This window comes from Saccharopolyspora sp. 7B, from assembly GCF_020177435.1.
Lineage (GTDB): Bacteria > Actinomycetota > Actinomycetes > Mycobacteriales > Pseudonocardiaceae > Saccharopolyspora_C > Saccharopolyspora_C gregorii.
In genome coordinates, this window is the sequence record NZ_JAIUKC010000059.1 from 3213 (window position 1) to 21986 (window position 18774).

Here is an 18774-nt window from a genome sequence, read left to right on the forward strand (position 1 = left end):
CGCGCCCCGGCCGCGCCGCGCCGCCGTGGGGGGGGCGGGGGGGGGCGCGGCGGGCGGGGGGGGGGGGGGGGGCGGCGGGGGGGGGGGGGCCCCCCGGCCGGGGGGGGGGGGGGGCCCGCGGCGGCGTGCTCGTCGCCGAGCACCATCGCGCACGCCCCGTCCGAGGACGGGCAGGTCTCGTCGTAGCGGATCGGATCCCACAGCATCTGCGAGGCCAGCACCGATTCCACCGTCAGGTCCGCCTGCCGCACGTGCGCCCACGGGTTGCGGCTGCCGTTGCGCCGGTCCTTGACCGCCACCATCGCCCCGATGTGCGGCGGGGCGCCGGAACGGCGGATGTAGGAGCGCACGTGCGGGGCGAAGTAGCCGCCCGCGCCCGCGCCCACCGGCATCGAGAACGGCGGCATGATCGACAGCGCCCACATGGCGTTCGACTCGGACTGCTTCTCGAACGCCACCGCCAGCACGCGGCGGTGCACCCCGGCCTGCACCAGGCTCGCCGCCACGTTCGCGGTCGAGCCGCCCACGGAACCGGCGGTGTGCACCCGCAGCAGCGGTTTCCCGGTGGCGCCCAACGCATCGGCGAGCACCAGCTCCGGCATCATCACACCCTCGAACAGGTCGGGGGCCTTGCCGACGACGACCGCGTCCACCTCGTCCCAGCCGACCTCGGCGTCGGCCATCGCCCGGTCCACCGCCTCCCGGCACAACCCGGCCATCGACACGTCGGTGCGGCGGCTGGCGTGCCGGGTCTGGCCGGTTCCGAGCACCGCGGCGATCTGCTTGCCCATCAGCCCTCCATCACGCACACGAGGTTCTGCTGCAACGCGGGTCCGCTGGTGGCGTGCGCGAGGACCTTTCCCGCCTCGCCCGACCACACGCGCCGCGCCGCCTCGCCGATCCGGGTGAGCCCGGCGGCGAACATCGGATTGCCGCACAACGCCCCGCCCGAGGGGTTGATCCGCACCGACCCGCCGAGGCCGAGGGCGTCGCGCAGCAGCAGCTCCTGGTGGGTGAACGGCGCGTGCAGCTCGGCGAGCTCGACGCCGTCGGCGCCCGCCGCCCGCCCCGCGTCCGCGGTGGACGGTGAAGCGGTGAGGTCCCGGCCGCCCAGCTCGGCCGACTCGATGCGGTGTTCCACCCCGGTGATCCACGCCGGGCGGTCCCGCAGTTCCCGGGCCCGCCCCGCGCTCGCCAGCAGCACCGCCGAGGCTCCGTCGGTGATCGGCGCGCAGTCGTGCGCGCGCAGCGGATCCGCCAGGTACGGCCGCGCCAGCAGCTCCGCGACCAGCACCCGGCCGGACAGCTGCGCGTGCGGGTTGTGCTCGGCGTCGGCGCGCGAGCGGGCCGCGACCTCCGCCATGTCCTGCTCGGCGAACGCCCCGGACTCCAGGCCGAGCCGCGCCTGCAACCCCGCGACGCCCACCGAGTCCGGCCACAGCGGCGCGGCGAAGTACGGGTCCAGCTGCATCGCCAGCACCCGCCGCAGCTCACCCGCCGAGGACTTGCCGAAGCCGTACACCAGCGCCGTGTCCACCTCGCCGGCGCGGATCTTCACCCACGCCTCGTACAGCGCCCACGCCGCGTCCATCTCCACGTGCGACTCGTTGATCGGCGGGAACGCGCCGATCGCGTCGATCGCCGCGATGAACGAGAACGCCCGGCCCGCCAGGTAGTCCGAGGAACCCGAGCACCAGAAACCCACGTCCTCCGTGCGCATCCCGGCGCCGGAGAGCAGTTCCTCGAACACCGGCACCAGCATCTCCACGCCGTTCGTGGTGCCGCTGGTGGCGCGGACGTTCGGCGCCTGGGCGAAACCCACGACGGCCACATCGCTGTCGGTCATGCGCGCTCCCAACGCCGGCGGGCGGTCACAGGTGGTGGGCGTAGGACTCGTACGGCGCGTCCGGTTCACCGGACGGGCGGAAGTGGTCGATGTTGCGCAACGTCGTGTCCCACTCGGCGCGCGGCTTCCACTCCGCCCGCACCCGCATGCCCATCCGGACCTCCTCGGCCGCGCACCCCAGCACCAGGTGCAGGAACGCGATGTCCGCACCGTCGAGCAGCACGTAGGCCGCGACGTAGGGCGGGGTGATGCGCTGGCCCAGGAACGGGACGTTGACGATGCAGAACGTCGTGACGATTCCGGTGTCCGGGAGCTCCACCTCCTGCTCGGTGGGCACGCCGTCGGTGGGGCAGGCGCCGCGCGGCGGGATGTAGACCTTGCGGCAGGCCGGGCACCGCTGGCCCAGCAACCGGCCCTCGGCGAGGCCGCGCAGGTAGCGGCTCTCCTCCGGGGAGGCGGAATGCCGGTAGTGCAGGTGGATCGGGGTGGTCAGCAGCTGCACGGGTTCGAGGCCGGAGTCGTCCCGCGGCGCGGAGGAGGTGGTGTTGCCGGGCGCACCGGCATCACCGGGTGAATCGGTGTCGCCGGGAGAACCGGAACCGCCGGGCGAATCGGTGTCGCCGAGGGAATCGGGACCGTCGGGAACCGGGTCGAAGCAGGCGATGTCCCGGATGCCGCCGACCCGTTCCGCCGCCCACCGCGCCCGCACCCGCATCCCGGTGCGCATCCGGTCCGGCGACCCGCCGTCCACCGCGTGCAGCAGCGCGGTGTCCGCCCCGTCCAGCCGCACCAACGCCCAGGCGAACGCGTGCGGCAGCGGCTGGCCTTCGAGCGGTTCCGGGATCCACGACCAGCTGCGCACCGTCCCGGTGTCGCCGACCTCGACGAGCTCGTCGAGCGGGGCGGCGGTGACCGGGTCGTGCTCGACGGCGGGCACGTGCACCCGGCCGTCCGAGCCGCGCACCCCGGTGATCCGCCGCTGCCGCAACCCGGCGGCGAAGCGGCCGAGCACGGGGCCCGGCGAACGGGTGTAGTCGAAGCCGACTTCGAGCGGGGCGCTGAGCGGTTCCGCGATCTCGGTCACGCGATGAAGTGAAACATGTTCTCGCCAAGGCGGCAACGTTCGGCGCACGATGGGGGCAGCCGCGGCCACCCGGCCGCACCCCGACGCGAGGAGGCCCGCCGTGCGGCTCGGACTGCAACTCGGATATTGGGGAGCGGCGCCCCCGGCGGACGCCCCGGCACTGGTCGCCGCCGCCGAATCCGCCGGTTTCGACGGGGTCTTCGCCGCCGAGTCCTGGGGTTCCGACGCGTTCACCCCGCTGGCCTGGTGGGGCAGCGCCACCAGCCGGGTGCGGCTGGGCACCTCGGTGGCGCAGCTGTCCGCGCGGTCCCCGGCGGCCTGCGCGATGCACGCGCTCACCCTCGACCACCTCTCCGGCGGGCGCCACGTGCTCGGGCTCGGCGTCTCCGGGCCGCAGGTCGTGGAGGGCTGGTACGGCGCCCCGTTCGGGAAACCCTTGGCGCGCACCAGGGAATACGTCGACGTGGTGCGCCAGGTGCTGGCCCGCGAGGCGCCGGTGCGCAACGACGGCCCGCACTACCCGCTGCCGGCCACCGGTCCGGGCGCGCTCGGGCTCGGCAAGTCGCTGCGGCCGATCACCCATCCGCTGCGCGCGGACCTGCCGATCTGGCTCGGCGCCGAGGGGCCGCGCAACGTGGCGCAGACCGCGGAGATCGCCGACGGCTGGATCGCGGTGTACTTCTCGCTGCGCGCCGCCCCGCTCTACCAGCAGTGGCTCGCCGACGGCTTCGCCCGGCCCGGTGCGCGGCGGGACCGCGCCGGGTTCGAGGTCGCCGCCACGTGCCAGGTCGTGGTCACCGACGATCCGGCCGCGGCGAAGGAGCAGGTCAAGCCGTCGCTGGCACTCTACATCGGCGGCATGGGCGCGACCCGGATGAACTTCCACGCCGACCTGTTCCGGCGGATGGGCTACACCGCCGCGGTCGAGGAGATCACCGCGCACTTCCAGGCCGGGCGCCGCGCCGAGGCCGTCGCCGCGGTGCCGGACGAGCTGGTGGACGACGTCGCCATCATCGGCGACCGCGAGCAGGTCCGCGCCGGGGTCCGCGCCTGGCGGCGGGCCGGGGTGGACGTGCTGCTGGTGGGCTGCCGGGACGTCGCGCAGCTGCACGCGGTGGCGGACGCGGTGCTCGGCGCGGACGACGAGCCCTTGCCGTCGAAGTGAAACGCGTTCTAGCTTGGTGGGAACCGCCGGCCCCCGGGAACAGGAGTGCGCCGTGACCGACATCGGACTCTGGAACATCGCCGCCGAACATCCCGGCCGCACCGCGCTGATCACCCCGGAGGAGCGGGAGATCGGCTACGGCGAACTCGCCGCCGAGGCCGACCGGCTCGGCCGCGGCTGGCAGGCGATGGGGCTCGAACCCGGCGACAGCGTGGTGCTGCTGCTGCCGAACGGACCCGAGCTGCTCGCCGCCTACTTCGCCGCGCTGCAGACCGGGCTGTACGTGGTCACGGTGAACTGGCACCTCGTCGGCGCCGAGATCGCCTACATCCTCGGCGACAGCGGGGCGAAGGCGTTCCTCGCGCACGAGCGCTTCGCCGCGGCCGCCACCGATGCCGCCGACCGCGCCGAGCTGGACGAGCACCGCCGGTTCGCCGTCGGCGAGGTCCCGGGGTTCCGGCCGCTGGCCGAGCTCGGCGCGGGCGCCCCCGCGACCGGCCCGGACGTGCGCACCGCGGGCTCGCCGATGCTCTACACCTCCGGCACCACCGGCAGGCCCAAGGGCGTCCGCCGGGCGCTGACCGGCGCCGATCCCGACCAAGTCCCGGTGTACTCGCAGTGGTTCTTCGGCATCTTCGGGCTGGAACCGTTCGACGGGCACGTGCACCTGTGCGGCTCGCCGCTGTACCACACCGCGGTGCTCAACTTCGCGAGCATTTCGCTGCAGCTGGGCCATCCGGTGGTGCTGGTGGACCGGTGGGACCCGGAGCGGATGCTCGCGCTAGTCGAGCGGCACCGGGTGACGCACACGCACGTGGTGCCGACCCAGTTCCACCGGCTGCTGGCGCTGCCCGAGCAGGTGCGGGAGCGCTACGACGTCTCCTCGATGCGCGTCGCCATCCACGGAGCCGCGCCTTGCCCGATCGAGGTGAAGCAGCGGATGCTCGACTGGTGGGGGCCGGTGGTCGTCGAGTACTACGCGGCCACCGAGGGCGGCGGCACCGTGATCCCCGCCGCCGAGTGGCTGCGCAAACCCGGTTCGGTCGGCCGGGCCTGGCCCGGGTCGGTGGTGCGGGTGCTCGACGACGACGGGGCGGAGCTGCCGCCGGGGGAGGTCGGGACCGTGTACATGCGGATGGGCACCTCCAGCTTCGAGTACCACCAGGCCCCGGAGAAGACCCGCGAGGGACGCGTCGGCGACCTGTTCACCCTCGGCGACGTCGGGTACCTCGACGAGGACGGGTACCTGTACCTGCGGGACCGCAAGAGCGACCTGATCATCTCGGGCGGGGTGAACATCTACCCGGCGGAGATCGAGAACGCGCTTTCGGTGCACCCGAAGGTCGCCGACGTCGCCGTGTTCGGCGTGCCGCACGAGGACTGGGGCGAGCAGGTCAAGGCCGTCGTGCAGCCCGCGCCCGGTGTCGCGGGGGAGGAGGCGCTCACCGCGGAACTGCTGGAGTTCGCCGCGGACCGCATCGCCGGGTTCAAGTTGCCGCGCATCGTCGACTACACCGACGAACTCCCGCGCGACCCCAACGGCAAGCTCTACAAACGCAAGCTCAAGTCCTGACCGCACTCGCCCGGACGGTTCAGGTGAACGGCTCCGCCCGATCGGACGGGCCGTTCACCCGGCGGTCATTCGCCGCGGAAGCGGGGCGTGCGCTTCTCCGCGAAGGCGCGGGGGCCCTCCTTCGCGTCGGCGCTGCGGAAGACCTCCAGGCCCAGCCGGGTGTCGACCTGGAAGGCCTCCTGTTCCGGCATGCCTTCGGTCTCGCGCATGGTGCGCAGGATCGCGCGCACCGCCAGCGGCCCGTTCGCGGCCACGAGCTCGGCGAGTTCCAGCGCGGTCGGCAGCGCCTCGCCGTCCGGCACCACCCGGCCGATGAGCCCGACGTCCGCGGCCTCCTCGGCGCTGAGGTGCCTGCCGGTCAGCAGGATCTCGGCGGCCCGCGCGTAGGGGATCTGCCGCGGCAGCCGCACCGCGGAACCGCCGAGGGGGAACAGGCCCCACCGGCACTCCGAGACGCCGAACCGCGCGCTGCGGCCCGCGATCCGGATGTCGGTGGCCTGCAGGATCTCGGTGCCGCCCGCGACGGCCGGGCCTTCGACGGCGGCGATGAGCGGTTTGGTGAGCCTGCGGCCCTTCAGCAGCGGTTCGATCACCGACAGGTCCCGCCCCGCCGTGGTGTCGCCGGGGTGGCTGCTGGTCATGGCCTTGAGGTCCGCGCCGGCGCAGAACGCGCCGCCCGCGCCGGTGAGCACGCAGGCGCGGATGTCGGGATCGGCGTCCACCTCGTCCCAGGCGCGCTGCATGATCGCCATCATCTCGGCGGACAGCGCGTTGCGGGCTTCGGGCCGGTTGAGCGTCACGACCAGCACCGGACCGCGCCGGTCCACCAGGCAGTGCGGGGATGTTCCGGACATGCGTTCCTCCCGGGGTGCGAGCGGGAAAGCCTTGCAGGGAAACGTGAACCGATCGGCCCGTTGCCTCGAACGATAACATGTTCTAATTTCGATCGGGTGGCACACAACATCGCGGATCTCTTCGAGCACGCCGTCGACCTGACACCCGAGCGCGTCGCCGTGATCTGCGGCGAGCGCCGGGCCACCTTCGCCGAACTGGAACGCCGATCGAACCGGCTCGCCCACCACTGGGCCGACCGCGGGCTGGGCCGGGGCTCGCACATCGGGGTGCACACCCGCAACCGCATCGAAGCCCTCGAAGCCATGCTGGCCGCGTACAAGCTGCGCGCGGTCGCGGTCAACGTCAACTACCGCTACGTGGCGGGAGAACTGCGCTACCTCTACGAGGACGCCGACCTCGTCGCACTGGTGCACGAACGCCGCTACGCCGACCGGGTGGCGCAGGCGCTGCCGCCCGGGCTGCGGCACGTGCTCGTCCTGGAAGACGGCAGCGACCTGGACTGCGACGCGACCCCCTACGAGACCGCCCTCGCCGAGGGCTCCGACGAGCGCGACTTCCCGGCCCGCTCCGACGACGACCTGTTCCTGCTCTACACCGGCGGCACCACCGGCGACCCGAAGGGCGTGATGTGGCGCCACGAAGACGTCTGGCGCACCCTCGGCGGCGGCATCGACTTCATGACCGGCGAACCGATGGCCGACGAGTGGCAGCAGGCCCGCGATGGCGCCGCGAACGGCGGGCTGGTGCGCTTGCCGGCCGCCCCGTTCATCCACGGTGCCGCGCAGTGGGCCGCCTTCGGGAACCTGTTCGCCTGCAGCCCCGTCGTGATCGTCCCCGAGTTCGACCCGCACGAGATCTGGCGCGCCGTCGAACGCCACGGCGTGCACGTCCTGGCCATCACCGGCGACGCGATGGCCCGGCCGCTGATCGAAGCGCTGCACGAGGGCGAGCACGACGTGTCCTCGCTGGTCGCGATCTCCAGCAGCGCCGCGCTGTTCTCCCCGTCGGTGCAGCGCCAGTACCTCGACGCGCTGCCCGGCGTGCTGCTCACCGACTCCATCGGCAGCTCCGAAACCGGGTTCAGCGGCATCGGCGTGCTCAGCGCGGACACCTCGACCACCGGCGGGCCCCGGGTGAACGCCGACGCGGCCACCGCGATCATCGGCCGGGACGGGACGCTGCTGCCGCCGGACTCGACCGAGGTCGGGCTGCTCGCCCGCTCCGGGCACGTGCCGCTGGGCTACTACAAGGACCCGGACAAGACCGGCGCGGTGTTCGTGGAGATCGACGGCACCCGCTACGTGGTGCCCGGCGACTACGCCCGCTACGAAGCCGACGGCACCGTCACCATGCTCGGCCGCGGCTCGATGTCGGTGAACACCGGCGGCGAGAAGGTCTACCCCGAAGAGGTCGAGGGCGTGCTCAAGGCGCACCCCGCCGTGTTCGACGCGCTCGTGTTCGGCGTCCCCGACGAGCGGCTCGGGCAGTGCGTGGCCGCCGTCGTGCAGACCCGCGACGGGGCCGCGCCCGTCTGGGACGACCTGGACCGGCACGCGCGCGAGCACATCGCCGGGTACAAGGTGCCGCGCAAGCTGTGGCTGGCGGGGGAGGTGCGCCGCTCGCCCAGCGGCAAGCCGGACTACCGGTGGGCCCGCGGGCTCGCCGAGCGGTTCCGGCCGAGCTGCGCCCGCTCCGGCAGAACTCCCGCCGCAGCAGCCGAATCCGGCCCGCAGCGCACCGCCGCCGAGAAGTCCGACCCACCCGCCGACGACCCCGGCTCCGCCGCGCGGGACGCGGCCGAAAGGACCCCCTGATGCGCACCGACCTCTGCGACCGGCTCGGCATCGAGCACCCGATCGTCGCCTTCACCCCGTCCGAGCACGTCGCCGCCGCCGTCAGCCGCGCGGGCGGGCTGGGGGTGCTCGGCTGCGTGCGGTTCAACGACGCCGCCGAGCTCGACGCGGTCCTGGACTGGATGGACCGCAACACCGGCGACCGCCCGTACGGCGTGGACGTCGTGATGCCCTCCACCGTGCCCACCGAAGGGTCCGATGTGGACCTGGCGGCGATGGTGCCGCAGCAGCACCGGGATTTCGTGCGCCGCACCCTCGACCGGCTCGGCGTGCCGGAGCTGCCCGCCGGGCAGGGGGCCGGGGACGCGGTGCTCGGCTGGCTGCACTCGGTGGCCCGCTCGCACGTGGACGTGGCGCTGCGGCACCCGGTCGCGCTCATCGCCAACGCGCTCGGTTCCCCGCCGCCGGACGTGATCGGCCGCGCCCACGAGCGCGGCGTGCAGGTCGCGGCGCTCGCCGGCAAGGCCGAGCACGCCCGCAGGCACGTCGAACAGGGCGTGGACCTGGTCGTGGCGCAGGGCCACGAGGCGGGCGGGCACACCGGCGAGATCGCCACCATGGTGCTGGTGCCGGAGGTCGTCGACGCCGTCGGCGACCGGGCCCCGGTGCTCGCCGCGGGCGGCATCGGCTCCGGGTGCCAGATCGCGGCCGCGCTGGCCCTGGGCGCGAGCGGGGCGTGGATGGGTTCGTACTGGCTGGCGACCCGCGAGTACGCGCAGACCACCGGCGGCTCGGCGATGCAGCGCGCGCTGGTCGCCGCGGGTTCCGCGGACACGGTGCGCACCCGCATCTACACCGGCAAACCGGCGCGGCTGCTCAAGACCCGCTGGACCGAGGCGTGGAGCGAACCGGACGCGCCCGAGCCGCTGCCGATGCCGCTGCAGAACATCCTGGTCAGCGAGGCGCACCAGCGGATCAGCGCGGCCGAGGACCCGGAGGTGGTCTCGATGCCGGTGGGGCAGGTCGTGGGCCGGATGAACGCGGTGCGCGGCGTCGACGAGCTGATGGGCGAGCTGCTCCACGAGGCCGACGACACCCTCGCCCGCCTGGGCCGCCTGCGCTGACGCCCGTCGTCCGGGGCGGGCCGATCCCCCCGCCGCGGCCGCCGGGGTGCGCGTCGGCGGCAGCGCCCTCGTCCGGTTCTGCCTGCAGGACCCCGACGCGGTGCAGCGGATGTGGGACCGGCGCGGTACCGGGTCGGTGAACGCGCCGTGGCGCACCGCGGTGCGCAGCAGCAGCGCCACCGCCGCGAAAAGGTAGCCCGGCAGCCGCACCCCCAGGATGGCCGCGCTCGGCTGGTTCCTGGTGCTCGGCGGCCCGGTCGCCGCCGCGGTGACCGGGTGGTCGCGGCAGGCCCTGGTCGCGAGCACGGTCCCGGCGGCCACCCCGCCCGACGTGTTCGGTGGCGGCCAGCCGTGGCAGGCGATGAGCGGCAACCCGTTCCCGTGGTTCGCGGTGCTGGCCGGGCTCGCCGCCCTGATCCTCGCCCGGATCATGCGGGAAGCCGTCCGGATGCGCGAGGACCTGGCGGGGACGGTGTGACCGCCGACGACGAGCCGCACGGCGTCCGCGTGCACCTGGACCGGCTGCTGGCCGAGCGGGACATGACCCTGACCGAGCTCGGCGACCGGATCGGCATCACCCTCGCGAACCTGTCGATCCTGAAGAACCAGCGGGCCAGGGCGATCCGGTTCTCCACGCTGGCCAAGATCTGCGGCGCTCGACTGCCAGCCCGGGGATCTGCTCAGCTTCGAGGAACCGGACGCGTAGCGCGGCGGTCCAGCTCGGCCGCCCGCTCCGGGGGCAGGACCTCGTAGACCGGGTCCGGCCCGGGACGCCACCACACCGGGTCCGGGCAGTTCCAGCGTTGGGCGGCGAGTTCGCGCTTGAGCACCTTGTGCGTGCCGGTGCGCGGCAGCTCCGCGGCGATGCGGACGAACCGCGGCAGCTGCTTCGGACCCAGATCCGGTTGCGCGGCCAGGAAATCACCGAGGTCGTCGAGCTCGTCGGCGAGCACCAGCGCCGCCATTACCTGGTCGCCGACCGCCGGGTCCGGCACCGCGTACACCGCGGCGTGCGCGATCGCCGGATGCCGCAGCAGCACCCGCTCGATCGGCGCGGCACCCAGGTTCTCCCCGCCCACCCGCAGCCATTCCGCGGAACGGCCCGCGAAGTAGCAGAACCCGTCCGCGTCGACGTAGCCGAGGTCGCCGGACCGGTACATGCCGCCGCCCATCCGCCGCGCGTCGTCCTCCGGCGCGCCGTAGTAGCCGGCGAACCAGCCGGCGCCCGCGGTGTTGACCAATTCGCCGACCGCCTCGTCCGGGTTGGCGAGCCGTCCGTCCCGGTCGAAGACCGCCACCGCGCACCGCCGCCCGGTGTCCGGGTGCAGCACCGCCACCCCCGGGCCGGGTCTGCCGAGCGAACCGGGTGGCGCGTCCGGGGTGCGGGCGATGGCGATGCCGCCTTCGGTGGAGCCGAACCCGTCCACCACCCGGCAGCCGAAGCGCTCCGCGAACCGCGCCAGGTCCCGCTCGGCGCCCTCGTTGCCGTAGGCGATCCGCAGCGGGTTGTCCGCGTCGTTCGGCCGCGGCGGCGTGGCCAGCACGTACGACAGGGGCGTGCCGACGTAGTTCGCGTAGGTGGCGCCGAACCGGCGCACGTCGGACAGGAACTCCGACGCGGAGAACCGGCGCCGCAACGAGATCGCCGCGCCCGCCGCCAGGCCCACCGCCCACCCGGCGAACAGTGCGTTCGAGTGGAACAGCGGCATCGAAACGTACGTGCCGTCCCGCCCGCCCAGCCGGAACCGGTCGGCGAGCATCCGGCCCGGGAACGCGACCTTGCCGTGCGTGCAGCGCACCGCCTTCGGCTCGCCGCCGGTGCCGGAGGTGAACAGCAGCGCGAACAGGTCGTCCGGGGTGGCGGGCACCGGGTCGAGCGGGGCGCCGCGGTGCGCGGCCAGCGCCCGCTCCCACTCCGGGGAGCCGAGCACCAGCACCTCGGCGTCGAGCTCGGCACTGTCCAGCAGCGGGGCGTGCCGCGGCTCGGTGATCACCAGAGCGCAGTCCGCGAGCCGCACGTCCCGAGCCAGCGCCGCGCCCCGGCGGCCCGGGTTGAGCCCGGCCAGCACGGTGCCGGACAGCGCGGCCGCGCCCAGCAGGAAGGAGAACTCCGGCACGTTGTCCAGCAGCACCCCGACGTGCGGCGGCCCGTCGGTGGGGTGCCGCGCGCGCAGCAGGGCCGCGAGTTCGGCGCTGCGCCGCACGTGCTCGGCCCAGCTCCACTCCCGGTCCTCGAAGCGCAGTCCGGGCCGCGCGTCGTCCGCGCGGGCCAGCAGCAGTTCGGTCACCGTCGGAGTCCGCTCAACCATGCCCGCTCCTCCCGTCGCTTCGATTTCCCACTGGTGTTGCGTAGCACTGGGGTGGCGGAACCTCAGCGGCTTCCTCGCTGCGGGATCGATTTCTGATGTATGTCCAACACACGGCGAAATCGCTGTCCTCGCGAGGAAGCCGCTGAGAACCCGCGGGTGGTCTTGTTGCTCTGGTGGTCGCTGCTCAGCGGCTTCGCCGCTGACAAGAAAACGACAAGGCCCAGTGGGCGCTACGCAACACGAGTGGAAGACAAGCCAGTCAGTCCAAGGAGATTTCGTCGGTGGCCAGCGCCTCGCCGATGCGGTGCAGCTGTGCGGTGGCGCCGCCGAGGACGAACTCGCGGCGCTTGGCGGCGGTGAAGTAGCGGTGCAGGTCGTGGTCCAGGTCGATGCCCGTGCCGCCGTGCACGTGGACCGCGGTGTGCGCCACGCGGTGCCCGGCTTCGGCGGCCCAGAACTTCGCGACGGCCACCTCGGCGGAGCACGGCAGGTCCTGCGCGGCGCGGCACGCGGCCTGCCACAGCGTGAGCCGGACGGCCTCCACGTCGACGTAGGCGTCGGCGAGCCGCTGCGAGACCGCCTGGAAGGTGCCGATCGGACGGTCGAACTGGACGCGTTCGCGGGCGTGCGCGGCGGTGAACTCCAGCGCCCGCTCCAGCACGCCGAGCTGTTCGGCGCACGCCCCGAGCGCGTACCGGTCGGCGAGCCACCGCGCGACCTCGGCGCCGCCGAGCAGCCGGTCCGCGTCGAGCGCGACCGCCGCCAGCTCCAGCACCGCTTCCGCGTCCCCGTCCACGACCTGCTGCGCCCGCACCGAGACGCCCGGGTCGGCGGCGGCGACCACGAACACCCGGGTGCCGTCCGGGGTCGTGGCGGGGACGAGGAACGCGTCGGCGACCGTCCCGGCGGGCACCGCGACCTTCGCGCCGTGCAGCACCCACCGCTCGTCCGCCCGTTCGGCGCGGGTCGCGGGCGGGTCCGGAACGGGTTCGGCGCCTTCGGCGAACGCGGCGGTGAGCACGAGCTCGCCGCCGCCCGCGGGCCGCGCCCAGCGCTCGCACTGCTGCTCGTCGCCGAACCGGGCGAGCGCACCCGCCCCGGCGACCAGCGACGCCAGGTACGGCACCGGAGCGACGGCGCGGCCCAGTTCCACCAGCACCGCGCACTGCTCCAGCGGCCCGCAGCCCCCGCCGCCGAGGGAATCGGGCAGCCCGGCGCCGAGCACGCCCGCCTTCGCCAGTTCCGCCCACAGCGCGCGGTCGAAGCGCTCCGGCCCGGATTCCACTTCGCGCAACCGCTCGCTGGTGACCCGGTCGGTCGTGATTCGGCGGGTCAGCTCGGTGAGGTCCTGCTGCTGCTCGGTGGGGGTGAAGTCCATCGCGGTGCTCCTCTGCGAGTGGTGGGTTCCGGCGCGCGTCACCGGCGGGCGCGCGGCAGGCCGAGGCCCGCGGTGGACACGATGTCGCGCTGCACCTCGTTGGTGCCGCCGCCGAAGGTGAGGATCAGCGCGGCCCGGTGCATCCGCTCGATCCGGCCGCGCAGCGCCGCACCCGGTGCGCCGCCGCGCACGTGAGCGGCGGGGCCGAGCACCTCCATCAGCAGCCGGTAGGCCTCGATGGCCAGCTCGGTGCCGTAGACCTTCGTCGCCGACGCCGCGGCGGGCGCCGGTCGTTGCTCGGCGGTCCAGGCGATCTTCCAGTTCATCAGCTTGAGCACCTCGGCGCCCGCGTGCACCCGCGCCAGGTGCGAGCGCACCCACTCCTGGTCGAGCACCCGGCGCCCGTCGGCGAGTTCGGTGCGCCGCGCCCACTCCCGCACCTGCCCGAGCGCCGCGATGATCGGGGCCGCGGAGGTGAGCGCGACCCGCTCGTGGTTGAGCTGGTTGGTGATCAGCGGCCAGCCGCCGTTCTCCGTCCCGACCAGCGCGCTCACCGGCACCCGCACGTCCTCGTAGTAGGTGGCGCTGGTGGTGGGCCCGGCGACGGTGCGTACCGGGGTCCAGGAGAAGCCGGGGGAGTCGGTCGGCACGACCAGCACGCTGAGGCCCTCGTGCTTGCGGGCGTCCGGGTCGGTGCGGCAGGCCAGCCAGATGTGGTCGGCGTACTGCACCAGGCTGGTCCACATCTTCTGCCCGTTGATCACGTAGTGGTCGCCGTCGCGCACCGCGGTGGTGCGCAGCGAGGCGAGATCGGTCCCCGCCTCGGGTTCGGAGTAGCCGATGGCGAAGTGCAGTTCGCCCGAAGCGATGCCCGGCAGGTACCGGGCGCGCTGCTCCGGGGTGCCGTAGCGCATGATCGTCGGGGCGATGCTGTTGAGCGTCAGGAACGGTACCGGGACGCCGGCGACGGCCGCCTCGTCGGTGAAGATGAGCTGTTCCAGCATGGTGCCGCCGTGGCCGCCGTGTTCGCGGGGCCAGCCGAGGGCGAGCCAGCCGTCGGCGCCGAGCCTGCGCACGACCCGCTCGTAGGCCCCGCCGTCGCCGTAGTCGCCGTCGCCGGTCAGTTCGGCGCGCAGCTCGTCGGTCATCAGGTCCGCGAAGTAGTCGCGCAGCCGTTGCCGCAGCCGCTGCTGCTCGGGGGTGAAGCCGATGTGCATGGGGCCTCCTGGCGCGAGCGATGCACGGTTCGAGTGCAACGTGTTGCAGTGACCATAGACCGGCGGGCGCTCGCGGGTCGACCTTCCTCCTACCGGTCGGCATCCATCGATTCCGGAGGTCCCGATCGGATAGCGTGGAACGCGTTCTAGGTTCGGATCCTCGCCGGGACTGACCGCGCTGGTCCGCTCGGGTGATCCGGCGGCCGGACGGTGTCCCGGGGCGGGTGCGGCTCGTTGGCCTCGCGGGAGGCCGATGCCGATCCGTCGCGCGGACAGGGGTCCACGAGTGCGGAGGTGGTCATGGAGATCGGCGTGCGACCGGAGCTGTGCGAGGCCAACGGGGTCTGCGCCGGGCTCGCTCCGGAGGTCTTCGAGCTGGACGAGGACGAGCGGCTGCACGTCCACCGCCCCGTCCCCGCCGAGCGGGTAGAACGTGTTACCAAAGCTGTGCAGCTGTGCCCCAAAGGAGCGTTGTACTTCGTTGAGGGAACCGATGAACTCGGGTCTTGAGCAGAACGGTAACAAGTTCTACCGTGTGTCGCAGGTAACGGTCCGCTCCGGCGGGCGTGGACGCGACGAGGGGACAGGACCGTGGAAGCAGCGGTGCTCGATCAGATCGGCGACGACCGGCTCCACGTCCGCTCGGACGCGGCCGTGGTGGCTCCCGGGCCAGGTGAAGTGCACGTGCGGATCCGCGCGGCCGGCATCTGCCACAGCGACCTGTCCGCGATGAACGGCACGCTTCCCGCGCTCGCCCCCGGCGTGATGGGCCACGAAGGCGCGGGCGAAGTGCTCGCCGTCGGCGACCAGGTGACCGACCTGGTGCCCGGCGACCACGTCACCATCACCTTCGTCCCGCCCTGCGGGACCTGCCGGGAATGCCTGCACGGCCAGCCGCACCTGTGCGCGGTGCACACGGTCGCCGCGTTCACCTCGCCGCGCTTCGAGGTGGGCTCCCAGCCGGTGTTCGGGTTCGCCGGCTGCGGCACCTTCGCCGAGGAGCTCGTGCTGCCCCGCGCCGGGGCGATCAAGGTCGAGCCGGACGTGCCGTTCGAGGTGGCCGCGCTGCTGGGCTGCGGGGTGCTGACCGGCGTGGGCGCGGTGCTCAACACAGCCCGGATCGAACCGGGCGCCACCGTCGCCGTCATCGGCTGCGGCGGCGTCGGGATCTCGGTGGTCCAGGGGGCGCGGCTGGCCGGGGCGACCACGATCGTCGCGGTGGACCCGGTGGTCGGCAAGCACGCCGGGGCTCGCCGGTTCGGCGCGACGCACACCGCCACCCCCGACGGCTTCGACGAGCTCAAGCAGGAGCTCACCGGCGGCGCCGGGTTCGACTGCGCCATCGAGGTCGTGGGGCTGGCGGGCACCATCCGCGCCGCCTACGACGCCACCCGCCGCGGCGGCAGCACCGTCATCGTCGGCGCGGGCGGGGCGGAGCAGAAGGTCGAGTTCACCGCGCAGGAGCTGTTCCTCAACGAGCGCAGGATCCTGCCGTCCTTCTACGGCTCGGCCGACCCGCGCCGGGACATCGACCGGATGCTGCGGTTCTGGCGCGCCGGGCTGCTCGACCTGGAGGGCATGGTCAGCAGGCGGCTGCCGCTGTCCGAGATCAACGAGGGGCTGGCCGCGCTGCAGGGCGGCGATGCCGCGCTGGTGCGCCAGATCGTCACCTTCGACTAGACCGCCGACCGACCGGGCCACCGACCGGCTGAGCCACTGATCTGCCGGGCCACTGACCGGCTTCGCCACCGAGCGGCCCGGCCACCGATCACCGGAGCAACCGACCTGAGGAGTCCACTGTGGAGCAGAGTCCGGAGCTGCGGCTGGACGGGCGGGTCGCCGTGGTCACCGGCGCGGGCGCCGGGCTCGGCCGGGCCGAGGCGCTCGCGCTCGCCGGAGCGGGGGCGAGCCTCGTGCTCAACGACGTGTCCGCCGCCGCCGACGACGTCGCCGCCGAGATCACCGGAGCGGGCGGCCGGGCCGTCGCGGTGCGCGGCGACGTGGCCGAGCGGGACACCGCGGACGGGCTGCTGGCCGCCGCGCTGGAGCACTTCGGCGGCCTGCACGTGGTGGTGAACAACGCGGGCGTGCTGCGCGACCGGATGGTGTTCGGCATGTCCGACCAGGACTGGGACGAGGTGGTCCGGGTGCACCTGCGCGGGCACTTCCTGCTCACCCGGGCCGCCACCGCGCACTGGCGCCGACTGTGCAAGGAGACCGGCGCCGAGGTCGGCGCCCGGATCGTGAACACCGCCTCCGAGGCGTTCCTGCTCGGGTCCGGCGGCCAGCCGAACTACGCGGCCGCGAAGGCCGGGATCGCCGCGCTCACCGTCTCCACCGCCCGCGCCACCGCCCGCTACGGGGTGCGCGCCAACGCGATCTGCCCGCGCGCCCGCACCGCCATGACCGAGGACGTCTTCGGCCCGGCGCCGGACGGCGGCGTGGACCCGCTGTCCACCGAGCACGTCGCGCCGTTCGTCGCCTACCTGGCGGCCCCGGCCCCCGACGCCGTCAACGGCCAGGTGTTCGTGGTGCACGGCGGGAAGGTGGCGCTGATGGCCCCGCCGACGATCGAGCGCCGCTTCGACGCCGCCGGACCCACCTGGACCACCGAGGAGCTGCACCGGGCCGTCGGCGGCCACTTCGCCGACCGCGCGGGCGGCATGTTCACCAGCGACGACCTGCTGTCGCTGGGCTAGACCCCGAAGCACGCCCGACCGCTCGACCAGGAGGAGTGACCAGGATGTCGCTGACCGTGCAGAAGCACCGCGAGCGGATCGGGCTGCCGGACGGCTCGCTGCTCGTCGACGGCGAGCGGCGCCAGGCCCGCTCCGGTCGCACCTGGACCCACCGCCATCCCGCCACCCAGGAGGAGATCGGGACGTTCCCGGTCGCCGGTGCCGAGGACGTGGACGACGCGGTCCGCGCCGCCCGCCGCGCCTTCGACGAGGGGGAATGGCCGGGACTGCCGGCCGGCCGTCGCGCCCGGTTGCTGCACCGCTACGCCGAATCGCTGCGGGAGCACGCCGAGGAGCTGCGCGGGCTGCAGGCGCTGGACAACGGGGTGCCGCTGTCGTTCGGCACCGTCTACGCCGGTTCCGTTGACGTCGCCGCCGACGTCTTCGACCACCACGCCGGGTGGATCGACAAGGCCGGTGGCGAGACGCTGCCGCCGTACCAGGGCGGCGACCACCTGGCGATGACGCTGCGCGAACCGATCGGCGTGGTCGCCGCGATCCTGCCGTGGAACGCGCCGTTCCTGCTGTTCGCGCAGAAGGTCGCGCCCGCGCTGGCCGCCGGGTGCACCGTGGTGCTGAAACCGTCCGAGCACGCGACGTTCTCGGTGCTGCGGATGGTGGAGCTGCTCGTCGAGGCGGGGCTGCCCGGCGGGGCGCTCAACGTGGTCACCGGGACCGGGGAGACCACCGGCGAAGCGCTCATCACCCACCCGGCGGTCGACAAGGTCAGCTTCACCGGCAGCCGCGAGGTCGGGCGGCGCATCGTGGAGGCCTCGGCGCCCACCTTCAAGCGCGTTTCGCTGGAACTCGGCGGCAAGAGCCCCGCGCTGGTGTTCCCGGACGCCGACGCCGGGATGGCGGGCATGACCGCGATGGGCATGGTGACCCTGGGGCTGTCCGGGCAGGCGTGCGTCGCGCACACCAGGGCGCTGGTGCACCGCGACGTCTACGACGAATTCCTCGGCGCGGCCGAGCTGATCGCCGCCTCGGTCACCTACGGCGACCCGTTCGACCCGGGCGTGCTCTCCAGCCCGCTGATCAACGAGCGGCAGCTGGAACGGGTGCTGGACCTGGTGGGGCGGGCGGAACGGGACGGCGCCCGGCTGGTCACCGGCGGGGTGCGCGCCGACGGCGAGCTGGCCGCAGGGAACTTCGTCACCCCCGCGATCTTCGCCGACGTGGACAACGGGATGGAGATCGCCCGCCAGGAGGTGTTCGGCCCGGTGCTGTCGGTGGTGCCGTTCACCGACGAGGACGAGGCGGTGCGGCTGGCCAACGACACCGAGTACGGGCTCGGCGCGGGCGTGTTCACCGCCGACGCCGCGCGGGCGTTCCGCGTCGCGCGGAAGCTGCGCGCCGGCACGGTCGGCATCAACGGGTTCCAGGTCGAACCGCACCTGCCGTTCGGCGGGTACAAGCAGTCCGGGCTGGGCCGCGAAGGCGGCCGCAGCGCCTACGAGGCCTACACCGAGCTGAAGTCGGTGCTGCTGCCGCTGACCGACGAGCTGATGTGAGGTGGCCGGGTTGCGCGGCAAGGTCGCGATCATCACCGGGGCGGCGGGTGGCCAAGGCGCGGCGGCGGCGCGGCGCCGCGGGGCCCCCCGCGCGCGGGGGGGGGGCGGGGGCCGCGCCCCCCCCGGGGGGGGGGGGGGGGGCCCCCCCCCCCGGGGGGGCCCCCCGGGGCCGCCCCCC

The 18774-nt window shown here is 74.0% G+C and carries 17 protein-coding genes and 1 pseudogene (1 of these 18 cut by a window edge); 11 read left to right on the forward strand and 7 right to left on the reverse strand.

All coding sequences use genetic code 11. From position 1 onward, the window contains the following. The 3 genes in view from LCD33_RS11465 to LCD33_RS11475 are tightly spaced (at most 25 nt apart) and all read right to left on the reverse strand, a layout consistent with a single transcriptional unit that may run on beyond the window. Positions 1-791: the 5' portion of a thiolase domain-containing protein gene (locus LCD33_RS11465; protein ID WP_224977813.1), read on the reverse strand. The gene continues 205 nt to the left of window position 1, outside the view; the window shows 791 of its 996 coding nt (coding positions 1-791); it begins with the start codon at positions 789-791; its stop codon lies off the left edge, out of view. Then, a complete protein-coding gene (locus LCD33_RS11470) occupies positions 791-1846 on the reverse strand; it encodes a thiolase domain-containing protein (RefSeq protein WP_224958571.1) in 1056 nt (351 codons plus the stop codon). The genes LCD33_RS11465 and LCD33_RS11470 overlap by 1 nt, the downstream gene beginning before the upstream one ends. 25 nt (positions 1847-1871) lie before the next feature. Then, entirely contained in the window at positions 1872-2930 is a 1059-nt protein-coding gene (locus LCD33_RS11475; protein ID WP_224958572.1) for a Zn-ribbon domain-containing OB-fold protein, read from the reverse strand. A 100-nt stretch (positions 2931-3030) separates the two neighbouring features. On the opposite strand from LCD33_RS11475, the gene LCD33_RS11480 reads away from it, so the two are divergent. Next, positions 3031-4095, forward strand: a complete 1065-nt coding sequence (locus LCD33_RS11480) for an LLM class F420-dependent oxidoreductase (protein WP_224958573.1) — start codon at positions 3031-3033, stop codon at positions 4093-4095. 52 nt (positions 4096-4147) lie between these two features. Further along, a complete protein-coding gene (locus LCD33_RS11485) occupies positions 4148-5668 on the forward strand; it encodes an acyl-CoA synthetase (RefSeq protein ID WP_224977814.1) in 1521 nt (506 codons plus the stop codon). Positions 5669-5733: 65 nt separating this feature from the next. On the opposite strand, the gene LCD33_RS11490 is transcribed toward LCD33_RS11485, so the two are convergent. After that, a complete protein-coding gene (locus LCD33_RS11490; RefSeq protein WP_224958574.1) occupies positions 5734-6522 on the reverse strand; it encodes a crotonase/enoyl-CoA hydratase family protein in 789 nt (262 codons plus the stop codon). Between the two features lie 96 nt (positions 6523-6618). On the opposite strand from LCD33_RS11490, the gene LCD33_RS11495 reads away from it, so the two are divergent. The 5 genes and pseudogenes from LCD33_RS11495 to LCD33_RS11515 all read left to right on the forward strand — a co-directional run bounded on the left by LCD33_RS11495 (position 6619) and on the right by LCD33_RS11515 (position 10146). After that, complete coding sequence (locus tag LCD33_RS11495; protein ID WP_224958575.1) at positions 6619-8337, forward strand: acyl-CoA synthetase; 1719 nt, start codon at positions 6619-6621, stop codon at positions 8335-8337. Beyond that, complete coding sequence (locus LCD33_RS11500) at positions 8337-9440, forward strand: nitronate monooxygenase family protein (RefSeq protein WP_224977815.1); 1104 nt, start codon at positions 8337-8339, stop codon at positions 9438-9440. Before LCD33_RS11495 ends, LCD33_RS11500 begins: the two co-directional genes overlap by 1 nt. Positions 9441-9486: 46 nt before the next feature. Then, positions 9487-9636, forward strand: coding sequence for a hypothetical protein (locus LCD33_RS11505; RefSeq protein ID WP_224977816.1), 150 nt, complete (start codon positions 9487-9489; stop codon positions 9634-9636). A gap of 21 nt (positions 9637-9657) precedes the next feature. After that, entirely contained in the window at positions 9658-9918 is a 261-nt protein-coding gene (locus LCD33_RS11510; RefSeq protein WP_224977817.1) for a hypothetical protein, read from the forward strand. Positions 9919-9980: 62 nt separating this feature from the next. Then, a pseudogene (locus LCD33_RS11515) lies at positions 9981-10146 on the forward strand (helix-turn-helix domain-containing protein). Here LCD33_RS11515 and LCD33_RS11520 read toward each other — a convergent pair. The 3 genes from LCD33_RS11520 to LCD33_RS11530 form a co-directional block, all read right to left on the reverse strand. Beyond that, positions 10121-11749 carry a long-chain-fatty-acid--CoA ligase gene (locus LCD33_RS11520; RefSeq protein ID WP_224977818.1) on the reverse strand — a complete coding sequence of 543 codons (1629 nt, stop codon included), beginning with the start codon at positions 11747-11749 and terminating at the stop codon, positions 10121-10123. The pseudogene LCD33_RS11515 and the gene LCD33_RS11520 overlap by 26 nt on opposite strands. Positions 11750-12008: 259 nt before the next feature. After that, a complete protein-coding gene (locus LCD33_RS11525; RefSeq protein ID WP_224967722.1) occupies positions 12009-13127 on the reverse strand; it encodes an acyl-CoA dehydrogenase family protein in 1119 nt (372 codons plus the stop codon). 38 nt (positions 13128-13165) lie between these two features. Next, on the reverse strand, positions 13166-14344 hold the full coding sequence (locus LCD33_RS11530; protein WP_224958581.1) for an acyl-CoA dehydrogenase family protein: 1179 nt from the start codon (positions 14342-14344) through the stop codon (positions 13166-13168). A gap of 300 nt (positions 14345-14644) precedes the next feature. Between LCD33_RS11530 and LCD33_RS11535 the strand changes: the two genes are divergently transcribed. From LCD33_RS11535 to LCD33_RS11550, 4 genes are all read left to right on the forward strand, one after another. Continuing rightward, positions 14645-14854, forward strand: a complete 210-nt coding sequence (locus tag LCD33_RS11535; protein WP_224958584.1) for a ferredoxin — start codon at positions 14645-14647, stop codon at positions 14852-14854. A 93-nt stretch (positions 14855-14947) separates the two neighbouring features. Beyond that, on the forward strand, positions 14948-16024 hold the full coding sequence (locus LCD33_RS29370; protein WP_224977819.1) for a Zn-dependent alcohol dehydrogenase: 1077 nt from the start codon (positions 14948-14950) through the stop codon (positions 16022-16024). Positions 16025-16161: 137 nt separating this feature from the next. Beyond that, positions 16162-17043 (forward strand): 3-oxoacyl-ACP reductase, encoded by an 882-nt coding sequence (locus tag LCD33_RS11545; RefSeq protein WP_224967738.1) that lies wholly within the window; start codon positions 16162-16164, stop codon positions 17041-17043. Between the two features lie 44 nt (positions 17044-17087). After that, complete coding sequence (locus LCD33_RS11550) at positions 17088-18596, forward strand: aldehyde dehydrogenase (protein ID WP_224958588.1); 1509 nt, start codon at positions 17088-17090, stop codon at positions 18594-18596. Positions 18597-18774 lie beyond the last annotated feature (178 nt).